This window comes from Hymenobacter piscis (assembly GCF_018760735.1).
In the GTDB taxonomy this organism is placed as follows: domain Bacteria; phylum Bacteroidota; class Bacteroidia; order Cytophagales; family Hymenobacteraceae; genus Hymenobacter; species Hymenobacter piscis.
Map to the genome: position 1 here is coordinate 193,609 of NZ_JAHHZN010000003.1, position 16,134 is coordinate 209,742.

The following is a 16,134-nucleotide window of genomic DNA, read 5'->3' on the forward strand; positions in this document are numbered from 1 at the left end:
TTATTCGGCAATGATAACGGCTTTGCTGAGCTGCTTGGAATACGCCAGGCGCCGCTCCCGGCCATCGGCCGCGGGGTAATCAAAGCCTACGGCGCGGGTATCGGCCTTCACGGCCTGCCAGGACTGGGAATCCACGTTTTCGGGCTGGGTGGCGGCTTTGGGCACGGCCGGCTGCACGAAACGGTCGTCGCGGAAAAAGTTGTTCATACCCTGCAGAATGGCAATTTCCTTGTCGCGGACCGTGGCGGCCAGCGGATCAGCCAGATCCTGGTCGCGAATCAGGGCCGTGGCCGGCATCGACTCATTGCGCAGCGTATCGCCGCTGCTGCTCACAATGATGAAGTAGGCCTGGGAGGTGGCAATCTTCGGGCCGCGCAGCTGAAGCACGAACGTATCCTTGGCCTTGGGCGAGGAGAAGGTATGGGTAGCATTGACCGTGCGCAGCACCGTGCGCTCGGATACGCGGCCCCGGTTGGCCTCGGGCGTAGGCGTGAAAAGGCGGTCGGCGTTTTTGGAAGTCCCCACCTCGCGCTCCGTGTTCAGACAGGAAGTTAGCTGGAGCAGACATAAGGCTCCGACGGCGGGGAATACAAGCTTTTTCATGAAAGGGGAATAAACCATCGTCAAATCAGTTCGGCAAAATACAAAACCTTCTCTTAGCCCGGATACCTGGTTAGGTGAGCACTCGGCAGGAAAAGGAAGGGGCCGCCGAATCAGGTGAACAGGGCTGATGGCGGTTTGGGGCTTATTTACGAGATAGATGCCTTCGGAGGCGAGGTCAACGCGGTATTTTTCGTGGATTTTTAGAATACCCCCAGTTCCAGCCCCAGTAGCCAGCGCGGCAGCTCCGGATAAGCCGGGCTGGCCACCGAGGTAAACGCAGACGTGAGCCGGTACCGGGCCACCAGCGCGTAGCGGCCGGTTCCCAACCGAACGGCCCCGCCCCCGGCCCAGCGGGGCAGGTAGTCGGGCTGCCGTTCCTTTACCACGGTGCGGGTGCCGCCGCCGGTACCGGGGTGGTCCTCATAGTGATGGGTGGTAGCCAGCGCCCAGCCACCCCAGCCGCTCAGGTCCAGGTAGTGGCCGATTACGTTGCCCCGCCGTCCGAAGCTCAGCCGCAGAAACGGTTCCAGCTGCAGCTGCGACAAAATCAGCGACTCCTGGTCGTGGAGCTGGGCGTTGGGTAGCTGCTTGCCGCTGGCTTGCCGCAGCCGGTACTGCAGGCGGGCGTAGCGCACATCGGCGCCGGCGGCCAGCCTGGCGCTAAGCCGGAATTTGGTGCGCAGCCCCAGAAACGTTTCCGCCGACTGCGGATAGTGCAGGGCCGCGCCGGGCCCCGCGGCCCGGCCTACCACGGGCGCGTAACCGGCAAACAGGTGCTGATAAAAGGCCCGGTTGGGGCCGTAGCGGGGCGGTACCGAGTCGGCCGCCGGCTCGGCGCGCAGCAGTACCCGCTGGGCCCGGGCGCTGCCGGCCGCCAGCAGCAGCCCGGCCAGCAGAAGCGAATACCTCATGGGGTGGGCAGGGAAAAGGTTTCGGTATAGCCCCGGTAGTGCACGCGCAGGGCGCGCCCGGCCGTCAGCTCGGGCGTGGGCAGTTGCAGCACGGCCCGCTGGCTGACTTCCAGCACTTCGTAGCGCAGCACCTGGTTATCGGGCGCCAGCAGTTGCCAGTACACGTAGGCGGGTGGCTCTGGAACGGGTACAGGAGCTTCATCGGGGCCGCCCCCCACCGGGGCGGCGGGCGGGCCGGATGCCACTGCCAGCACTGAATCAGCATAAAGCGGCAGCGTGCGGGCCGGCACGAAGGCCGCCGCGGGCCGGATGACGACGCGCACCACGGAATCGGCCCGCACAAAATCGAAGGTGGGCACGGCGGCCCGGTTGGCGGCGGGCGCGGTGAAGAAGGTCGCCCGGGGCAGACCGTAGCCGTGGGCGTAATCAAAGTATGGGTACAGGCTACCCGACTCCTGCAAGCGCCCGAACAGCTCCATTACCGTCAGGCTGCGCTGCTGCTGCCACACGCAGGCCGCGAAGCCCGCCACCAGCGGACTGGCAAAAGAGGTGCCTTCGGTGCGGTTGTAGCCACCCGGCACGGCGGTAATGGCCACCCCGAAAGCCGCCACGTTGGGCTTGAGCCGCCCGCCCGGGGCCGGGCCGTAGCTGCTGAAATCCAGGTGCAGAAACGTCAGCGGGTCGATGCCGCCCACGGCCAGCACCGAGTCGCCGTCGGCGGGAGTGCCCACCGTGTGCCACTGCGGGTCGTCGCCGGCGTTACCGGCCGCGTTGACCACCAGCATGCCCTTGCGCACGGCCAGCTCGGCGGCCCGGGCCACCAGGCTGGTGCGCCCATCCATCTGCTCAGGGAAGTAACGGCGGTCGGTGTAGCCCAAAGACGAGTTGATGATGTCGGCCCCGTTGCGGTCGGCCCACTCGGCGGCGGCCAGCCAGGCCTCTTCCTCGGCATATTTCTCGCGGTGCATCTGCTCGGTGCGGGCCAGCAGAAACTCCGCGTCGGGGGCCAGGCCCAGGGCGGTGCTATCGGGCAGGCGGCCGGCTATGCAGGAGAGTACCTGGGTACCGTGGGTGCCGCCCTGGTACACGTTGGAGGTGCGGCGCAGGAAGTCGTAAGTGGCCACAATGGCCCCACGGCGGCGCAGACGGGCAAAAGCCGGGTGGCGGTCGGTGCCGCTGAAGCCCACGTCGAAGATGGCAATGCGCAGCCCCTGGCCCGTGAGGCCGGCCCGCCGGAAATCGGCGGCGCCCAGGGCAGCGGTCTGCTGCCGGGCCAGGGTACGGTCGGCAGCACTCAGGGGGGCGGCGGCAGCGGCGGCGCTCCGGTCGGCCGGCAGCAGGGGCCGGACCGCCCACTCCTGCACGCTGCGCACCCCGGGCAGGGCCCGCAGGCGGGCCGCCTGGGCGGGCGTAGCCCGGCAGGCCACGGCATTAAACCAGCGGCTGACCAAGGTAACCGAATCGGTGGCGGCGCGCACCCGGGCCAGGTAGTCGGGGCGCACGGGAAAGTCGGTGCTGTCGGCGGCCGGCAAGTGCTGGCGGCGGCGGCGGGCTTGGGCAGCAGGACTGAAGTAGGCGGCAGGGCGGAACTGCTGGCCGGCCTTGTCGCGAAACGTGACCCAGTAGCGGGTGGCCGGCTGCGCCGGCCGGGGCTGAGCCTGCCCCGCCAGCACCGGCAACAGCCAGCTCAGGCCAAAAAGAAAAAGCAGACGCAAACGAATAATCGGAATTGAGAAAGATAATCGGATGTGTCGAAGGTACAAGAAAGCCGGCAGTCCGCGGAATGTGCAGAAGGCAAACTGCCGTTGCCCGGATTACAACCAATCAACCGTTACGGAGCCTTGCTGTCCGGACATTTCATTTTTTCAAGGGCTATTTGCACTATCGTCACGGTTATTTTTTTCGAATAACCCGTTTTTATTTCACCTCATTCAGGCTCAGTAATGGTTTTGGCGAATTAGTATTCCAGTCGGCCGACTGGAACAAGTTTCTCACCAAATCAGCCCAGCACTGCCGGAAAACGGCGTGACTCATTCCCGGCTGAAAAAAGAATATGCAGTCAAACAAAGAAACACGGCGAAGCAGCCGTAGCCTTCCCCCAGACCGGACGCCTGATTTTATCTTCCGGAATTAATTCCTGTTTGGAAACCTGGATTTTCCGCTCGTCGTATGACCATCAGCAAAAAGGCGGCAAACGCTGCGCATACACACCACCTGAGGCCACGGCAACCCGATAGATTAAAACGCCCAACCACAGTCCTAAATAATTTTTTGGCTGTAATTTGATGGTCATAAGCGTAAAAAAACCCACCTTTGACTTTTATTTCATTCACGTAAATAAACCTTTTGCACAATGGCAACTGCTGACCTCAACAAGCTGCAACAAATTCTGGCGAATGCCGAAGACAACGACGCCGTACTGAATCAAATTCGTAAGCAGGTAACCAAAATCAGCGGCCTGATGGAGGAACTGAACACGATGCTCGAGCCCGGTTATAAAATTGAAAAGAAAGAGCGTAAGCCCCGCGCCGCTAACGCTTCCGGCAAGCGTCCCGGCCGCCCCAAGAAAGTAGTTAGCGCCGAGTAATTTTGCCGCGCAACCGCTCAATAAAAAAACAGTCCGACCGCCACTTGGCAGTCGGACTGTTTTTTTATTGACGAAATCAGTTGCCAGTCGTCAGCCCAAAGAACCGACGCGCGGTTTCGGCTGTGTCCGCAAGTCCGTTGTTTCACCGGCTACTGGTCACTGACCACTAATGGCTACAGACCGTATTTGCTGATCAGGTAGATCAGGGCGGCCATGCTGGCGCCGCCGAGCTCCAGCTCGCGGCGGTTTACCTTGTCGAAGGTGTCGGCGGCGGTGTGGTGGATGTCGAAGTAGCGCTGGGAGTCGCAATCGAAGCCGATAAGGGCTTTGACCTGGCCTTTAAGCGGCTCCACGTCGGTACTGGCGTGCCCCACGGCGAACTGGGTGCTGTTGTAGGGCACGAACAGGGGCTGCCAGGCCTGGATTTTGCGCACCGTGGCCGGCTCGGCCTCGATGTTGAAGCCCCGGGGCGTGAAGCCTCCCCCGTCCGACTCCATGGCGGCCACGTGCTTTTCGTTGGCGGCTTTGGCCAGGGCGGCGTACTGGTTGCCGCCGCGCACGCCGTTTTCCTCGTTCATGAACAGCACCGCGCGCACCGTGCGCTCGGGGCGCAGGCCGGTGGCCTTGAGCAGGCGCAGCACTTCCATGCTCTGGGTGCAGCCGGTGCCGTCGTCGTGGGCGCCCTGGCCCAGGTCCCAGGAGTCGAGGTGGCCGCCCACGGTGATGATTTGCTCGGGGTACTTCGAGCCCCGGATTTCGCCCACCACGTTGTAGCTTTTGGTGTCGGGCAGGGTCTGGCAGCTCATTTCCAGCTCCACGGTCAGGTCCGGATCGGCCTTGAGCAGCTGGCTGAGCTCATCGGCCCCGTTGGTGCTCAGGGCAGCGGCGGGCACCTGGGTCACGCCGTCTTCGTAGCGCATGGCGCCCGTGTGCGGGAAGTCGTCGTGAGCCAGAGTGAGGCTGCGCACCAGGGCGCCCACGGCCCCGCGCTTGGCGGCGGCGGCGGCCCCGCTGCGGCGCTGGTCACCGGCCTCCCCGTAGGCCCGGCCGGTTTCAATGTAGAGCGGGTTCATGGGCCGGTTGAAGAACACGAACTTACCCTTGACTTTTTCGGCGGGCAGGGCGGCCAGCTCGGCCAGACTCTGCACCTCCACCACCCCGGCCTGGAGCTTGCCCTGGGTGCCCACCGAGCCGCCCAGGGCGCACACGTTCAGGTCCAGGCCCCTGCCCTTGGCGGGCCGGATCTGGGCCTTTTCCCGGGCGCCGCGCACCCAGTGGGGCACCATGACTTCCTGCAGGTACACCCGGTCGACCCCGATTTTCTCCAGCGTTGTTTTGCCCCACTGCACGGCCTGGGCCGCCTGGGGCGAGCCGCTGAGACGGGCCCCGATCTGGCCGGTGAGGTAGCGCAGGTTTTCGTAACTCTCGCCCCGGGCCAGGGCCTCGTCGTAAATCCGGCGGATGGCCACCGAATCGGCCCTGGTCTGGGCCTGGGCGGCAAACGGAACGGTGGCCAGCAGGGCGGCCGCCAGCCCGAGGGCGCGGCGGAAAGAAGCAATTCGCATACGTACAGTTGGAAAGAGCAAAGGAGAATTCAGCGCAAAAGTGGTTAATAGAAGCTGAACGCCCTGCCCGGGTTGCAGCGGTGCCGGGCACGAGGCGGGGTCTGCTACGGCCGGGTCGGGGCCCCGTAGCGGCGGGCGGTGGCCGTGGCCGGCCGGGTGGAATCGGCCGGAATGCTTACTTCGAGCAGGTAATCGTAGGTGTCATCCCCGATAACCGGAACCGGCCGGGGGGCACCCAGCGCGTCCACGGTTTCGAGGATGGTATTGGAGTGGCCCACTACCAGCACCGTGCGGCCCCGGTAGTCGCGGCGCAGGCGGGCAGCCAGGGCGGAGAGCTGCCGGGCGTCGTAGGGCTGAACCGGCTGGTTCTGGCGGGCGGCCAGCGGCGCGGCCGTAGCGCGGGTGCGCGCAGTGGCAGTAGAGAAAACGGCGGCTACTTGCTCCGGAGCCAGGGCCTGGTTTAAGGCCAGGGCGCGCTGCTGGCCGGCGGGCGTGAGGGGCGGGTCGGCCAGGCCGGGCGTGAGGTCTTTCTCGGCGTGGCGCACCACGTATACTTTCGTAGCTGAAGCCGGCAAAACCGCCTTATCGGCGCGCTGAAGTGAGGGCGTGCAGTGCGTGAGTACGCTTAGCAAGGGCAGGGCGGGCAACAGCCAGCGCAACGAAACAGGTAGCATCGAAATGAAGTTCAGGGGGAAATACGGTATCAGACGGCGCTAGCGCAGCGTCAGAATCTGCTGGAGCTCGGCGGCACTCACCGTGAGCAGGCCCACCCTGGGCAGGCGCTCAGTGAGGGTGCGCCAGTTGGGCTCCTGTTGAAAAATGGGCCGCAGCAGCTTCAGGGCGGCGGGCAGCTGCTGCTTGTTGGCCAGGCTGATGGCGTGCCAGTACTGCATTTCCAGGTTCTGGGGAAAGAGCTTTTCGGCGGCTTCGTACTCGTGGATGGCTCCGGGCACGTCGTTTTTCTCCACGGCTAGGTCGCCGGCATTCATGTGCTCGTAGGCGCGGTGCAGGCGCAGCAGGCGGCCCAGCTCGCGCAGGGGCGCGGCGTTATCGTCCACGCGCAGGTCGATGAGCCGGTCGGTCCAGGGTTCGGCCGTGGCGTTGCCGCGCACCACCAGCAACGCCGCCGACTGCCGCCCCCGGATGTCGCCGCCCGCGGCCTGGGCCGCCTCCAGGGCCGTGAGCAGACGCTCGGGCAGGGGCAGCCGGGCGTTCTGCTCGAAGGCCCGGGCCATGGCGGCGGGTACCTTATCGGTGAGCATCATGTTGGCCTGCACCGAAAACTGGCGCCCCTGGCGGTGGCCCGCGTAGTCGATGCACTTGGCGCCCGTGTGGGTGGCCACCCGGCCCCTGTTGTCCACGATGGCCACCTGGCGCACGTCGCGGCCCTCATCGGTGCGCAGCAGCTCGTCCAGCGTCTCACGGGCCGATTTGCCGCTGCGCAGCAGGGCCAGCCCCCGCGGACCGAAGGACTTGTTGGTGAACGACTGGGTGGCAACGGCCCCTACCCCGGCCTCGGCCCAGCTCACGCTGGTGCCCACCGAAAACCAGTGGCTCTGCACGGCCACGGCCAGTTCCCCGGTCAGCGAGTCGCGGGCCACGATGCTGTAGGTATGGGCCAGCGGGTCGGTGGCGCGATAAATCTGGGCGGCCGCGGGGCGCGCCAGGGCCCAGAGCAGGGCCAGCAGCAGTCGGTTCATGGGCTAAAGCTAGTGAAGAAACCGGGGCAGGAAAAAGAGAGGGTTGCCACTGCCAAGTAGAGCCAGTAGTTGCAGTCCACCATCCTTAATCAAACATTTAGCGCATCATTCTTTCATTAATCCTATCCCATACCCGGATTATTCCTTTACCTTTGCATCTTCATTATCTTGCTCATACTTCTTTTTCAACGACTTGCACGGTTATTTACCTGCTTTACACCGGCCAGTCTTTCTTTTTTCCTGATGCACCTGAAATCAGCTTTTCTGCTTGCCATCTTTCTACCGTTAGCGCCTATGGCACAGGCTCAAGCGGTAAATAACGTTACGGAAATTATTACCGACTTCGGCGGGTTCTGGCGGAGCGGTACGGGCGTTAATTCTAACGCTGCCCTTAACTCCGTCAAGCCCAATACTTCCCACGATTTGCTGGCTTTCACGCTCAGCAACACTCGCTACTCTACCGGAGTAGATGACGCGCTGCTCACTAGCCGTGGCATCAACTTTACGGCCAGCCAATTCAGAGCCTTGCCCGTGGAAGCAATTAGCGGAACCATCGGCCAGAATACCAAAATAGGACTGGGTGCCTCCTTCGATGGAGTCGCCAACGGGGCCAGTTCTCCACCACCCGCCAATAATATCCCCCTTTATTTACGCGATGGGCGCAACGGGCTCAACCTCGGTACCGGCGTAGCCAACGTGCCCATCGGTACCCTCGACTTCCGGATTTCTAATGTAGTGACCGGAGCCCTGGGAGATAACATTCCAGACATTCTGGTCACGCAGATTGCGGATCCGTCGGGCTCGCAGGATCGGTATCAATTTCTGGATGCCAACGACAATATTATTGGTCAGACGGTAACAGTTATTTTCACCAACATTACCAGGGTTGGCATCTGGACAGCGGATTTTTACGAAGCTTCCCAGAACCCCATGACTCTGGCCCCCGGCTTTACCCGCACCGACCGGGACCTGCGTCTCTGGGCCGCAGATCTGAGTGCCTTTAATATCACGGCCGCCAATGTGGCCAATATCCGCAAATTCAGGGTCCTGCTCAGTGGCAACAGTGATTTAGCCTTTGTGGGCTACAATGCCCAGACGGCCACTTTCTCTAACCCTCCCCTGCCCGTACAACTGACTGGTTTCAGCGGTCAGGCCCAGCCGACCTACTCTACTTTGCGCTGGACGACGGCCCAGGAGTTGAACTCGGAGGCTTTTGAAATCGAGGCTAGCACAGATGGCAGATCATTCGCCGTGGTTGGGCGCGTGGCGGCGGCGGGCAACTCCACCACCGCCCACCAGTACGCGTACCGCCATGCCACCCGACAGCCAGGCCAGCGCTACTACCGGCTCCGGCAAGTAGATATGGATGGCAGCAGCACGTACTCCTCGGTGATTACGCTTACGGCCGCACCAGTGGTAAGCAGTCTGCGTGCAACAGTCGGCCCAAACCCCTTCGCCAACACCCTGACGCTGTACCTGGAGGATACCCGCCTGATGTCGGCACCCACTATGGTGGAACTGCGCGACCTTACCGGTCAGGTGGTATATCAGCACGCGTTTCGTGCCGAGGAGAACCAGGCGGGGAAGGTGGTCCTGACAGATCTGCCCACCCTGCGCGCCGGTATCTACCTGGCCCGGATCGTGGCTGGCGACCAACAGACGGTACTCAAAGTAGTGAAGCAGTAAGGCTGGCTATTTTGCGGCCTACTTCCAGCAGGCACAGGGCTTTTCCGGCAACGGAAAGGCCCTGTGCTATTTTGACCCTACCTTACCTTCCATGTCTGTACCCACTCCCGCTCTCGAAGTCCGGAACCTGACCAAGCGCTACGGCTCCCGGACCGTGGTGCAGGAGGTGTCGTTTGCCCTGGTGCCCGGCGAAACGCTGGTGCTGTTGGGGCCCAGCGGCTGCGGCAAGACTACGCTGCTGCGCATGCTCAACCGCCTCGTGGAGCCCGACGCGGGCCAGGTGCTGGTACAGGGCACCGATGTGCGCGAGCAGCCGGCCGAGCTGTTGCGCCGGGGCATGGGCTATGTGATTCAGCAGGTGGGCCTGCTGCCCCACTACACCGTAGCCGAGAACGTGGCCGTGGTGCCCCGCCTGCTGGGCCACGCCCCGGCCCAGATTGCGGCCCGCACTGAGGAACTGCTGCGCCGCCTGCACCTGCCGCCCGAGCAGTTCGCAAACCAGTATCCGCGCCAGCTTTCGGGCGGGCAGCAGCAGCGCGTAGGCTTGGCCCGAGCCTTGGCCGCCGACCCACCCATCGTGCTGCTCGACGAGCCCTTCGGGGCCCTCGACCCGATTACGCGGGCCAGCATCCGGCGCGAGTTCCGGGAGCTGCCCGAGCTGCGCCGTAAAACCCTGGTGCTGGTCACCCACGACGTGACGGAAGCCTTCGAGTTGGCCGACCGGATTCTGCTGCTCGAAGCCGGTCGGGTGCAGCAGCTGGGGCGGCCCCGGGAGCTGCTGCTGCGCCCCGCCAACGACTTCGTGCGCCGCTTCTTCGCCGCCGACCGGCTGAGTCTGCAACTGCGTGCCTTGTACCTGAACGACCTGCTGACCGACCTGCCACCGGAAGCCGGTACTCAAATTATACTCCCTTCTGAATCAGATACTAATATAATTCATTCTTCAGCAACAGTTCAGCAGGCGCTGGAGGAGCTAAGCCATTTGCCGGCCGATCCGGCTAGCCCTGCGGCGGCTACGCTGTGGCTGGAAACCACCGCGCCCGCCGGTTATCGGCCCCTGACCTACGCCTCCCTGATGACAGCTTTCGGGCGCACCATCCAACGACTTTCGGCCGCATGAATACGCTTACTGAACTGCTCACTTTCTGGCAGGCCCAGGCCGGCAAGCTCGGCCAACAGACCCTTCAGCACATCGGCCTGACGGCAGCGGCCCTGGTGCTGGGCGTGGCCGTGGGCGTGCCGCTGGGGCTGCTGCTCACGCGCCGGCCCCGGCTGGCGCCCTGGGTGCTGGGCGGGGCCGGCATCCTGCAAACCATTCCCAGCATCGCCCTGCTCGGCTTCCTGATTCCGGCCCTGGGCATCGGGCCGGGACCGGCCATTCTGGCTTTGTTCCTGTACTCGCTGCTGCCCATCGTGCGCAACACGCTCGCGGGAGTGCAGGCCGTGGATGCGGCCGTGGTGGACGCGGCCCGGGGCCTGGGCCTGACCGACAGGCAGATTTTGCGGCGGGTGGAGCTGCCCTTGGCCCTGCCGGTGCTGCTGGCTGGCATCCGCACGGCGGCCGTTATCAACGTGGGCGTGGCCACGCTGGCGGCCTACATTGCAGCGGGCGGGCTGGGCGAATTCATCTTCGGGGGCATCGCCCTGAACAACCCAGCCATGATTCTGGCCGGCGCTATTCCGGCCGCCGCCCTGGCCCTAGCCTTCGATGGTCTGCTGGCCGGCGTGCAGCGCCTGAGCGGCCGGCAGCTGAAGCGCGCGGGGCAGGTGCTGCTGGTATCCCTGCCCCTGCTGGCGGGCCTTTACCTGCTGCCCCGGGCCGCCAGCAAGCTGCTGGCCGGCTTCAGCCCCGAGTTCGTGGGCCGCTCCGACGGGCTGCCGGGCCTCACGCTGCGCTACGGGCTGAACCCCACCTCGGTGGTGCTGGCCCCGGCCCTGGTGTACGAGGCCGCCCGCTCCGGCGACGTGGACCTGATTGACGGCTACTCCACCGACGGCCGCATCCGGGCCTACGACCTGCGGGTACTCCGCGACGACCGCCACGCCTTCCCGCCCTACCAGGCCGTGCCCGTGGTGCGCCAACAAACCCTGCAGGCCCACCCCGAGCTGGCGCCCGCCCTGGCCCGCCTCGCCGGCCAGCTCTCCGATTCGGTGATGACGGAGCTCAACTACCGGGTAGATTACCGCCACGAAACGCCCCGGGCCGTGGCCCTCGACTTTCTGCGCCGCCGGGGTTTGTGGCGGCGGCCCCGACCGGTGGGCGGGGCCACCATCCGGCTGGGCTCCAAGATTTTCGGGGAGCAGTACATTCTGGCCGAGCTGTACGCGGCCCTGATCCGGGGCTATACCAACCTGGGCGTGGAGGCCAAAACCGGGCTGGGCGGCACCACCATCTGCGCCGAAGCCCTGCGCACCGGCGCCATCGACCTCTACCCCGAATACACCGGCACCGGCCTGCTGGTGGTGCTGCAGCCCCCCGCCGCCACCCTCGACTCCCTGGGCCCCGACCCGGCGGCGGTGCTCCAGTACGTGCGCCGCGAGTACCGCCGCCGCTACCAGCTGGAGTGGCTGGCCCCACTGGGCTTCAACAACACCTATGCCCTGCTCATGCGCCGCCGCCACGCCGAGCGGCTGGGCATCCGGACGGTATCGGAGCTGAGCGCGTATTTGCAGTGAAGGCCCGTTTGCCGGCGCCGGCCCCGCTTCAGCGCACCAGCCGCCGGTAGAGCCGCGCCAGCGCCGGCTGCGGCAGCCCCAGCCAGTAGAGCACCGTGAGCAGGCCGAAGACGCTTTGCAGGCGCACCACGCCATTGCGCCGGTATTTGCGGGCCGAGGTAGTTACCACGCCCGGCAGCACCCGGAACGGCCCGTACTGACGCAGCCGGCCCACTATTTCCTGGTCTTCGAGCAGCTGCATCTCCGGGCAGTAGCCGCCCGCCTGCTCAAACACCCGCCGCTGCACAAACAGGCTCTGGTCGCCGTAGCGGAAGCCGGTGTGGGGCCAGCGCGTAAACCAGGCGCTCAGCCGCAGCAGCCAGTGCGAGTCGTCGAAGCGGAGGCGGAAGCAGCCGCTGCCGGCCCCGGCAGCCACGGCCGCGCGGATGGCGGCCCCGAAGCCGGCGGGCGGCCAGGTATCGGCGTGCAGGAAGTAGAAAATCTGGCCGGCGGCGGCCCTGGCCCCGGCGTTTAGCTGACGGGCCCGGCCTGCCCGGGGGCAGACCACCACCCGGGCCCCGGCGGCGGCGGCCCGGGCGCGGGTATCGTCGGTGCTGCCGGCATCGGCCACCAGAATTTCCACGGGGCCGTCGGTTTGGGCGCGCAGGTACCCGAGCAGGGTCGGCAGGGCCGCGGCCTCGTTGCGGGTGGGAATGATGATGCTCAGGAGCGGAAGCGGAGTAGTCACGGGCGGCAACGCGAGAAGGCCAGAACGGAGCCCGCCGGGGCAGCAAGCCAGCGCGGGCGGCGGCAAGTTAGCGCTCCGGGCGCGGGCCTGCCGGATCCGTTCATGCTTTCTTCATGGCCGGGCTACGTATGTTGCAGTCTACTTTACGCCTACCCGCCCGCCATGCACGTTCTGCTCGTTGAAGATGAAAAAAGCCTGCACCAGGAAGTGCAGCAGTTTCTGGTCCGGTCGCAGTACCTCGTCGACTCCGCCTATACCTACGCCGAGGCTTCTGAGAAAATCTTCGTCAACAGCTACGATTTCGTGCTGCTCGACCTGGGCCTGCCCGGCGGCGACGGCCTCGATTTGCTGCGCGAAGCCCGCCAGAACGACCGGCAGGAGGCTTCCTTCATCATTCTGACCGCCCGCGGGGCCATCGATGACCGGGTAAAGGGCCTGGACCTGGGCGCCGACGACTACCTGCCCAAGCCGTTTTCGTTGCTCGAGCTCCAGAGCCGGATGCAGGCCATCACCCGCCGCAAGTTCGGCCTCCGGCGCCAGGAGCTTTCGTTCGGCCACGGTTTTGCGCTCGATGCCACCGGCCGCACCCTGCGCTACGAGGGCCAGGATGTAGCCCTTACCAAGAAGGAATTCGACCTGCTGCACTACCTGCTGCTGCACAAAAACCGGGTGCTTACCCGCCTGCAGCTCGGGGAGCACCTCTGGGGCAACGTGCTCGAAGACGACTCCGACTCCAACTACATCGACGTGCACATCAAGAACCTGCGCAAAAAGCTCAGCCAGTTCGCCCCCGCCGACTTCCTCGAAACCGTCCGCGGCATCGGCTACCGGCTGGTGAGCCACGAGTAGCTGGTAGAGTTTAGAGTTTAGAGTTTAGAGCTTAGAAAGAACGTCATTCCGAGCGCAGGCGAAGCCGTAGCCGAGGAATCTCGCGGGCTGATGTTGCCAAACTAATCCAGTCGTCAAAGTTGCCGTTGTAACGTCAGCCCGCGAGATTCCTCGGCTACGGCTTCGCCTGCGCTCGGAATGACGTTCATTTTCAACTCTTCATTTTTAATTTTTAACTGAAACCCGCATGCGCCTGGAAGCGAAGCTGGCTTTGTTCAATGCCTTGTCGAAGCTGCTGCTGGTGCTGCTGGGGGCGGTGGTGATTCCGCCCATTGTGGGCCGGGTGGCGGTCAGCCACACCGATGAGCGGTTGCAGGAAAAGCGCGAGGAAGTGCTTCAGCTCATTCGGCGCGACGGAATTTCGACTTTCGTGCAGGGCGAGCAGTATGCTGATTATAACATTCTCAAGCAGGAGTACATCACCCTCACGGCCCTGCCGCCCACGCCCTCGGGCCGCCACGCACCCCACCCGCCCCGCATTTTCGATGAGCCCCGGCAGGTAGACAATGAGGTGGAGGACTTTCGGATTCTGAGCCAGCAGTTCACCACCAACGGCCGCAACTACCGCCTCGAAATCGGCAGCTCCCTGGCTACGGTGGAGCTGCTCACCGATACGCTGCGCCGCATGGCCCTGTGGGTGCTTGTGATTGGGGCTTTGCTCACGATTTTCACCGATGCCGCCTTCGCCCACTACCTGCTGCGGCCCCTGCACCGGCTTATTGTGCGCAAGCTCCAGGGCGTGCACCACCCCTCGGCCTTTTCCTACGAGCCCCTGCCGACGACCACCACCGACTTCCGCCACCTCGACGACAGCCTCAACGAGATGATGCGCCTGATTCAGTCGGCCTTCGAGAAGGAGCGCGAGTTCATGAGCAACGTGTCGCACGAGCTGCTGACGCCGGTGAGCATCCTGCAAACCCGGTTCGAGAACCTGCTCCAGGATCCCGAGCTGGGCCACGCGCACTCGCTCAAAATCGTGGATTCGCAGAAAACGCTCTACCGCCTGCGCAACACCGTGAAGACGCTGCTGCTCATTGCCAACATCGAAAACGAGCAGTACCTGCGCGAAGACACCGTGTCGGTAGCGGCGGTGCTGGCCGACGTGACCACCGAGCTGGAAGACCGGCTGGCCCAGCGCGAAATCCGGCTGCGGGAGGAGCTGCGGCCCGATTACGTGCTGCCCCGGGCCAACCGCACCCTGCTCTTCACGCTGCTGTTCAACCTGATCAGCAACGCCATCAAGTACAACCGGTTCGGGGGCAGCATCACGGTGCGGGGCCTTCCCGGCCCCGGGGGCGGCTACCGCCTGTCCGTCACGGATACCGGCCCGGGCATCGCGCCCCAGCACCTGCCCCACTTATTCGACCGGTTCCGGCGGTTTCAGGCCGGCGCTTCCGCTCCCGAGGGCTACGGCCTGGGGTTGCCCATTGCTAAAACCATTGCCGAGTTCCACGACGCCCGCCTCACGGTGGAATCGGTGGAAGGCCAGGGCACCACGTTTGCGCTGCACTTTCCGTAAGTGCCAGGCCACCAGCACCGGCGGTTCACGGGGTCTTCATGCGGGGCAGGTATTTGGGGGGGCCTTCTGCTTTCCTGCCCGTCTTGCCGTGAATCCTATGAAAAAGCTGCTGTTACTGGCCGGTTTGCTGCTGGCGCAGCAACTGATGCCCCTGCCCGCCCCGCGCCATCTGGCTACTGTACCCGTGGTGCGCAAACTGCACCACGCCACCACCCACCGCAAGCACGTTTCCCTGCCAAGGAAATGAGTGAAGTGGTGAATGAGTGAAGTGGGGAATGAGTGAACGGTTTACTCATTCCCCACTTCACTCATTCACCTCACCCCAATCCTACGGCTGATTCGCCGGGGGTGGGGGCGGCGCTGCCGGGCGCGGATACGGGCAGGGGCTTACCCGCCGGGGCGGGCATCGGGCTCAGGTCCCAGGTGTCGTTCATCTGGCGCAAGCCGTTGCGGGAAGTCATATCGAACTGGCAGGGCACGATGGACACGAAATTGTTGGCCAGCGCGTGCTCGTCGGTATCCTGGCCCGGGTCTTCATTAACGAATGAGCCGATCAGCCAGTAGTAGGGTCGCTTGTAGGGGTCGAGGCGCAGGTCGAACTCCTCCTGCCACTTGGCCCGGGCCTGCCGGCAGAGGCGGGCGCCGGTAATGGGCTGGTCGGATTTCTTGGGGATGTTCACGTTCAGGGCCGTGCCGGCGGGGATGCCGTGGGCCAGGGCCTGGCGGGCAATGAGCTCTACCCATTCCTCAGTGTGCGAGAAATCGGCGTCGTGGCCGTAGTCGCAGAGCGAGAACCCGATGGCGGGCAACCCCTCAATAGCCGCCTCAATGGCCGCCGACATGGTGCCGGAGTACAGCACGTTCACGGCCGAGTTGGAGCCGTGGTTGATGCCCGAGACCACCAAATCGGCACGGCGGTCCTTGAGCACGTGGTGCTTGGCCAGCTTCACGCAGTCGGCGGGTGTGCCGCTGCACTCGTAGGCTTCAATCCCTTCAAAAATATGGCTGGCATCCAGGCGCAGGGGGCGGCCGATGGTGATGGCGTGGCCCATGCCCGACTGGGGCGAGTTGGGCGCGACGACGACCACTTCGCCCAGGCGGCGCATCACGCGCACCAGCGTAGCAATGCCGGGGGCCGTAATACCATCGTCGTTGGAAATCAGAATCAGGGGCTTGCGGGCTTCAGCAGACACGGCTAGCAGAACAAATGAGTGGAAGAAAAATTGGCCCCAAGGTACGCCTACTGCGGCAGCAGGACCCCGGAACCCGTTG

Annotated in this window: 15 protein-coding genes; 7 read left to right on the top strand and 8 right to left on the bottom strand. The window is 64.5% G+C overall.

Annotated elements, in window-relative coordinates; translation table 11 throughout:
* The 3 genes from KLP40_RS04720 to KLP40_RS04730 all read right to left on the bottom strand — a co-directional run bounded on the left by KLP40_RS04720 (nt 1) and on the right by KLP40_RS04730 (nt 3,229).
* The gene (locus tag KLP40_RS04720) at nt 1–603 is read right to left on the bottom strand and encodes a hypothetical protein (RefSeq protein ID WP_215592549.1); all 603 of its coding nucleotides are present in this window, start codon (nt 601–603) and stop codon (nt 1–3) included.
* 200 nt (nt 604–803) lie between these two features.
* Nucleotides 804–1,514 carry a hypothetical protein gene (locus tag KLP40_RS04725; protein WP_215592550.1) on the bottom strand — a complete coding sequence of 237 codons (711 nt, stop codon included), beginning with the start codon at nt 1,512–1,514 and terminating at the stop codon, nt 804–806.
* Entirely contained in the window at nt 1,511–3,229 is a 1,719-nt protein-coding gene (locus tag KLP40_RS04730) for a S8 family serine peptidase (RefSeq protein ID WP_215592551.1), read from the bottom strand. Before KLP40_RS04730 ends, KLP40_RS04725 begins: the two co-directional genes overlap by 4 nt.
* A gap of 638 nt (nt 3,230–3,867) precedes the next feature.
* Between KLP40_RS04730 and KLP40_RS04735 the strand changes: the two genes are divergently transcribed.
* A complete protein-coding gene (locus KLP40_RS04735; protein ID WP_215592552.1) occupies nt 3,868–4,101 on the top strand; it encodes a hypothetical protein in 234 nt (77 codons plus the stop codon).
* Nucleotides 4,102–4,274: 173 nt separating this feature from the next.
* Here the strand turns inward: KLP40_RS04735 and KLP40_RS04740 are convergent, their stop codons facing one another.
* From KLP40_RS04740 to KLP40_RS04750, 3 genes are all read right to left on the bottom strand, one after another.
* Nucleotides 4,275–5,666, bottom strand: a complete 1,392-nt coding sequence (locus KLP40_RS04740) for a M28 family peptidase (RefSeq protein ID WP_215592553.1) — start codon at nt 5,664–5,666, stop codon at nt 4,275–4,277.
* A 104-nt stretch (nt 5,667–5,770) separates the two neighbouring features.
* A complete protein-coding gene (locus tag KLP40_RS04745) occupies nt 5,771–6,340 on the bottom strand; it encodes a histidine phosphatase family protein (RefSeq protein ID WP_215592554.1) in 570 nt (189 codons plus the stop codon).
* A gap of 39 nt (nt 6,341–6,379) precedes the next feature.
* Nucleotides 6,380–7,366 carry a DUF1028 domain-containing protein gene (locus KLP40_RS04750; RefSeq protein ID WP_215592555.1) on the bottom strand — a complete coding sequence of 329 codons (987 nt, stop codon included), beginning with the start codon at nt 7,364–7,366 and terminating at the stop codon, nt 6,380–6,382.
* A 168-nt stretch (nt 7,367–7,534) separates the two neighbouring features.
* On the opposite strand from KLP40_RS04750, the gene KLP40_RS04755 reads away from it, so the two are divergent.
* From KLP40_RS04755 to KLP40_RS04765, 3 genes are all read left to right on the top strand, one after another.
* Nucleotides 7,535–9,052: a T9SS type A sorting domain-containing protein gene (locus KLP40_RS04755; protein ID WP_215592556.1), complete on the top strand. Its 1,518-nt coding sequence runs from the start codon at nt 7,535–7,537 to the stop codon at nt 9,050–9,052.
* Between the two features lie 91 nt (nt 9,053–9,143).
* Entirely contained in the window at nt 9,144–10,172 is a 1,029-nt protein-coding gene (locus KLP40_RS04760; protein ID WP_215592557.1) for an ABC transporter ATP-binding protein, read from the top strand.
* Nucleotides 10,169–11,728 (top strand): glycine betaine ABC transporter substrate-binding protein, encoded by a 1,560-nt coding sequence (locus KLP40_RS04765; RefSeq protein ID WP_215592558.1) that lies wholly within the window; start codon nt 10,169–10,171, stop codon nt 11,726–11,728. The genes KLP40_RS04760 and KLP40_RS04765 overlap by 4 nt, the downstream gene beginning before the upstream one ends.
* 28 nt (nt 11,729–11,756) lie before the next feature.
* Here the strand turns inward: KLP40_RS04765 and KLP40_RS04770 are convergent, their stop codons facing one another.
* Nucleotides 11,757–12,455, bottom strand: coding sequence for a TIGR04283 family arsenosugar biosynthesis glycosyltransferase (locus tag KLP40_RS04770; protein ID WP_317196747.1), 699 nt, complete (start codon nt 12,453–12,455; stop codon nt 11,757–11,759).
* A gap of 162 nt (nt 12,456–12,617) precedes the next feature.
* On the opposite strand from KLP40_RS04770, the gene KLP40_RS04775 reads away from it, so the two are divergent.
* From KLP40_RS04775 to KLP40_RS04785, 3 genes are all read left to right on the top strand, one after another.
* The gene (locus KLP40_RS04775; protein ID WP_215592559.1) at nt 12,618–13,304 is read left to right on the top strand and encodes a response regulator transcription factor; all 687 of its coding nucleotides are present in this window, start codon (nt 12,618–12,620) and stop codon (nt 13,302–13,304) included.
* Nucleotides 13,305–13,530: 226 nt separating this feature from the next.
* The gene (locus tag KLP40_RS04780; protein WP_215592560.1) at nt 13,531–14,862 is read left to right on the top strand and encodes a sensor histidine kinase; all 1,332 of its coding nucleotides are present in this window, start codon (nt 13,531–13,533) and stop codon (nt 14,860–14,862) included.
* A gap of 97 nt (nt 14,863–14,959) precedes the next feature.
* On the top strand, nt 14,960–15,109 hold the full coding sequence (locus KLP40_RS04785; protein WP_215592561.1) for a hypothetical protein: 150 nt from the start codon (nt 14,960–14,962) through the stop codon (nt 15,107–15,109).
* A gap of 70 nt (nt 15,110–15,179) precedes the next feature.
* On the opposite strand, the gene surE is transcribed toward KLP40_RS04785, so the two are convergent.
* Nucleotides 15,180–16,055, bottom strand: a complete 876-nt coding sequence (surE, locus tag KLP40_RS04790) for a 5'/3'-nucleotidase SurE (RefSeq protein WP_317196748.1) — start codon at nt 16,053–16,055, stop codon at nt 15,180–15,182.
* Between the last annotated feature and the right edge of the window lie 79 nt (nt 16,056–16,134).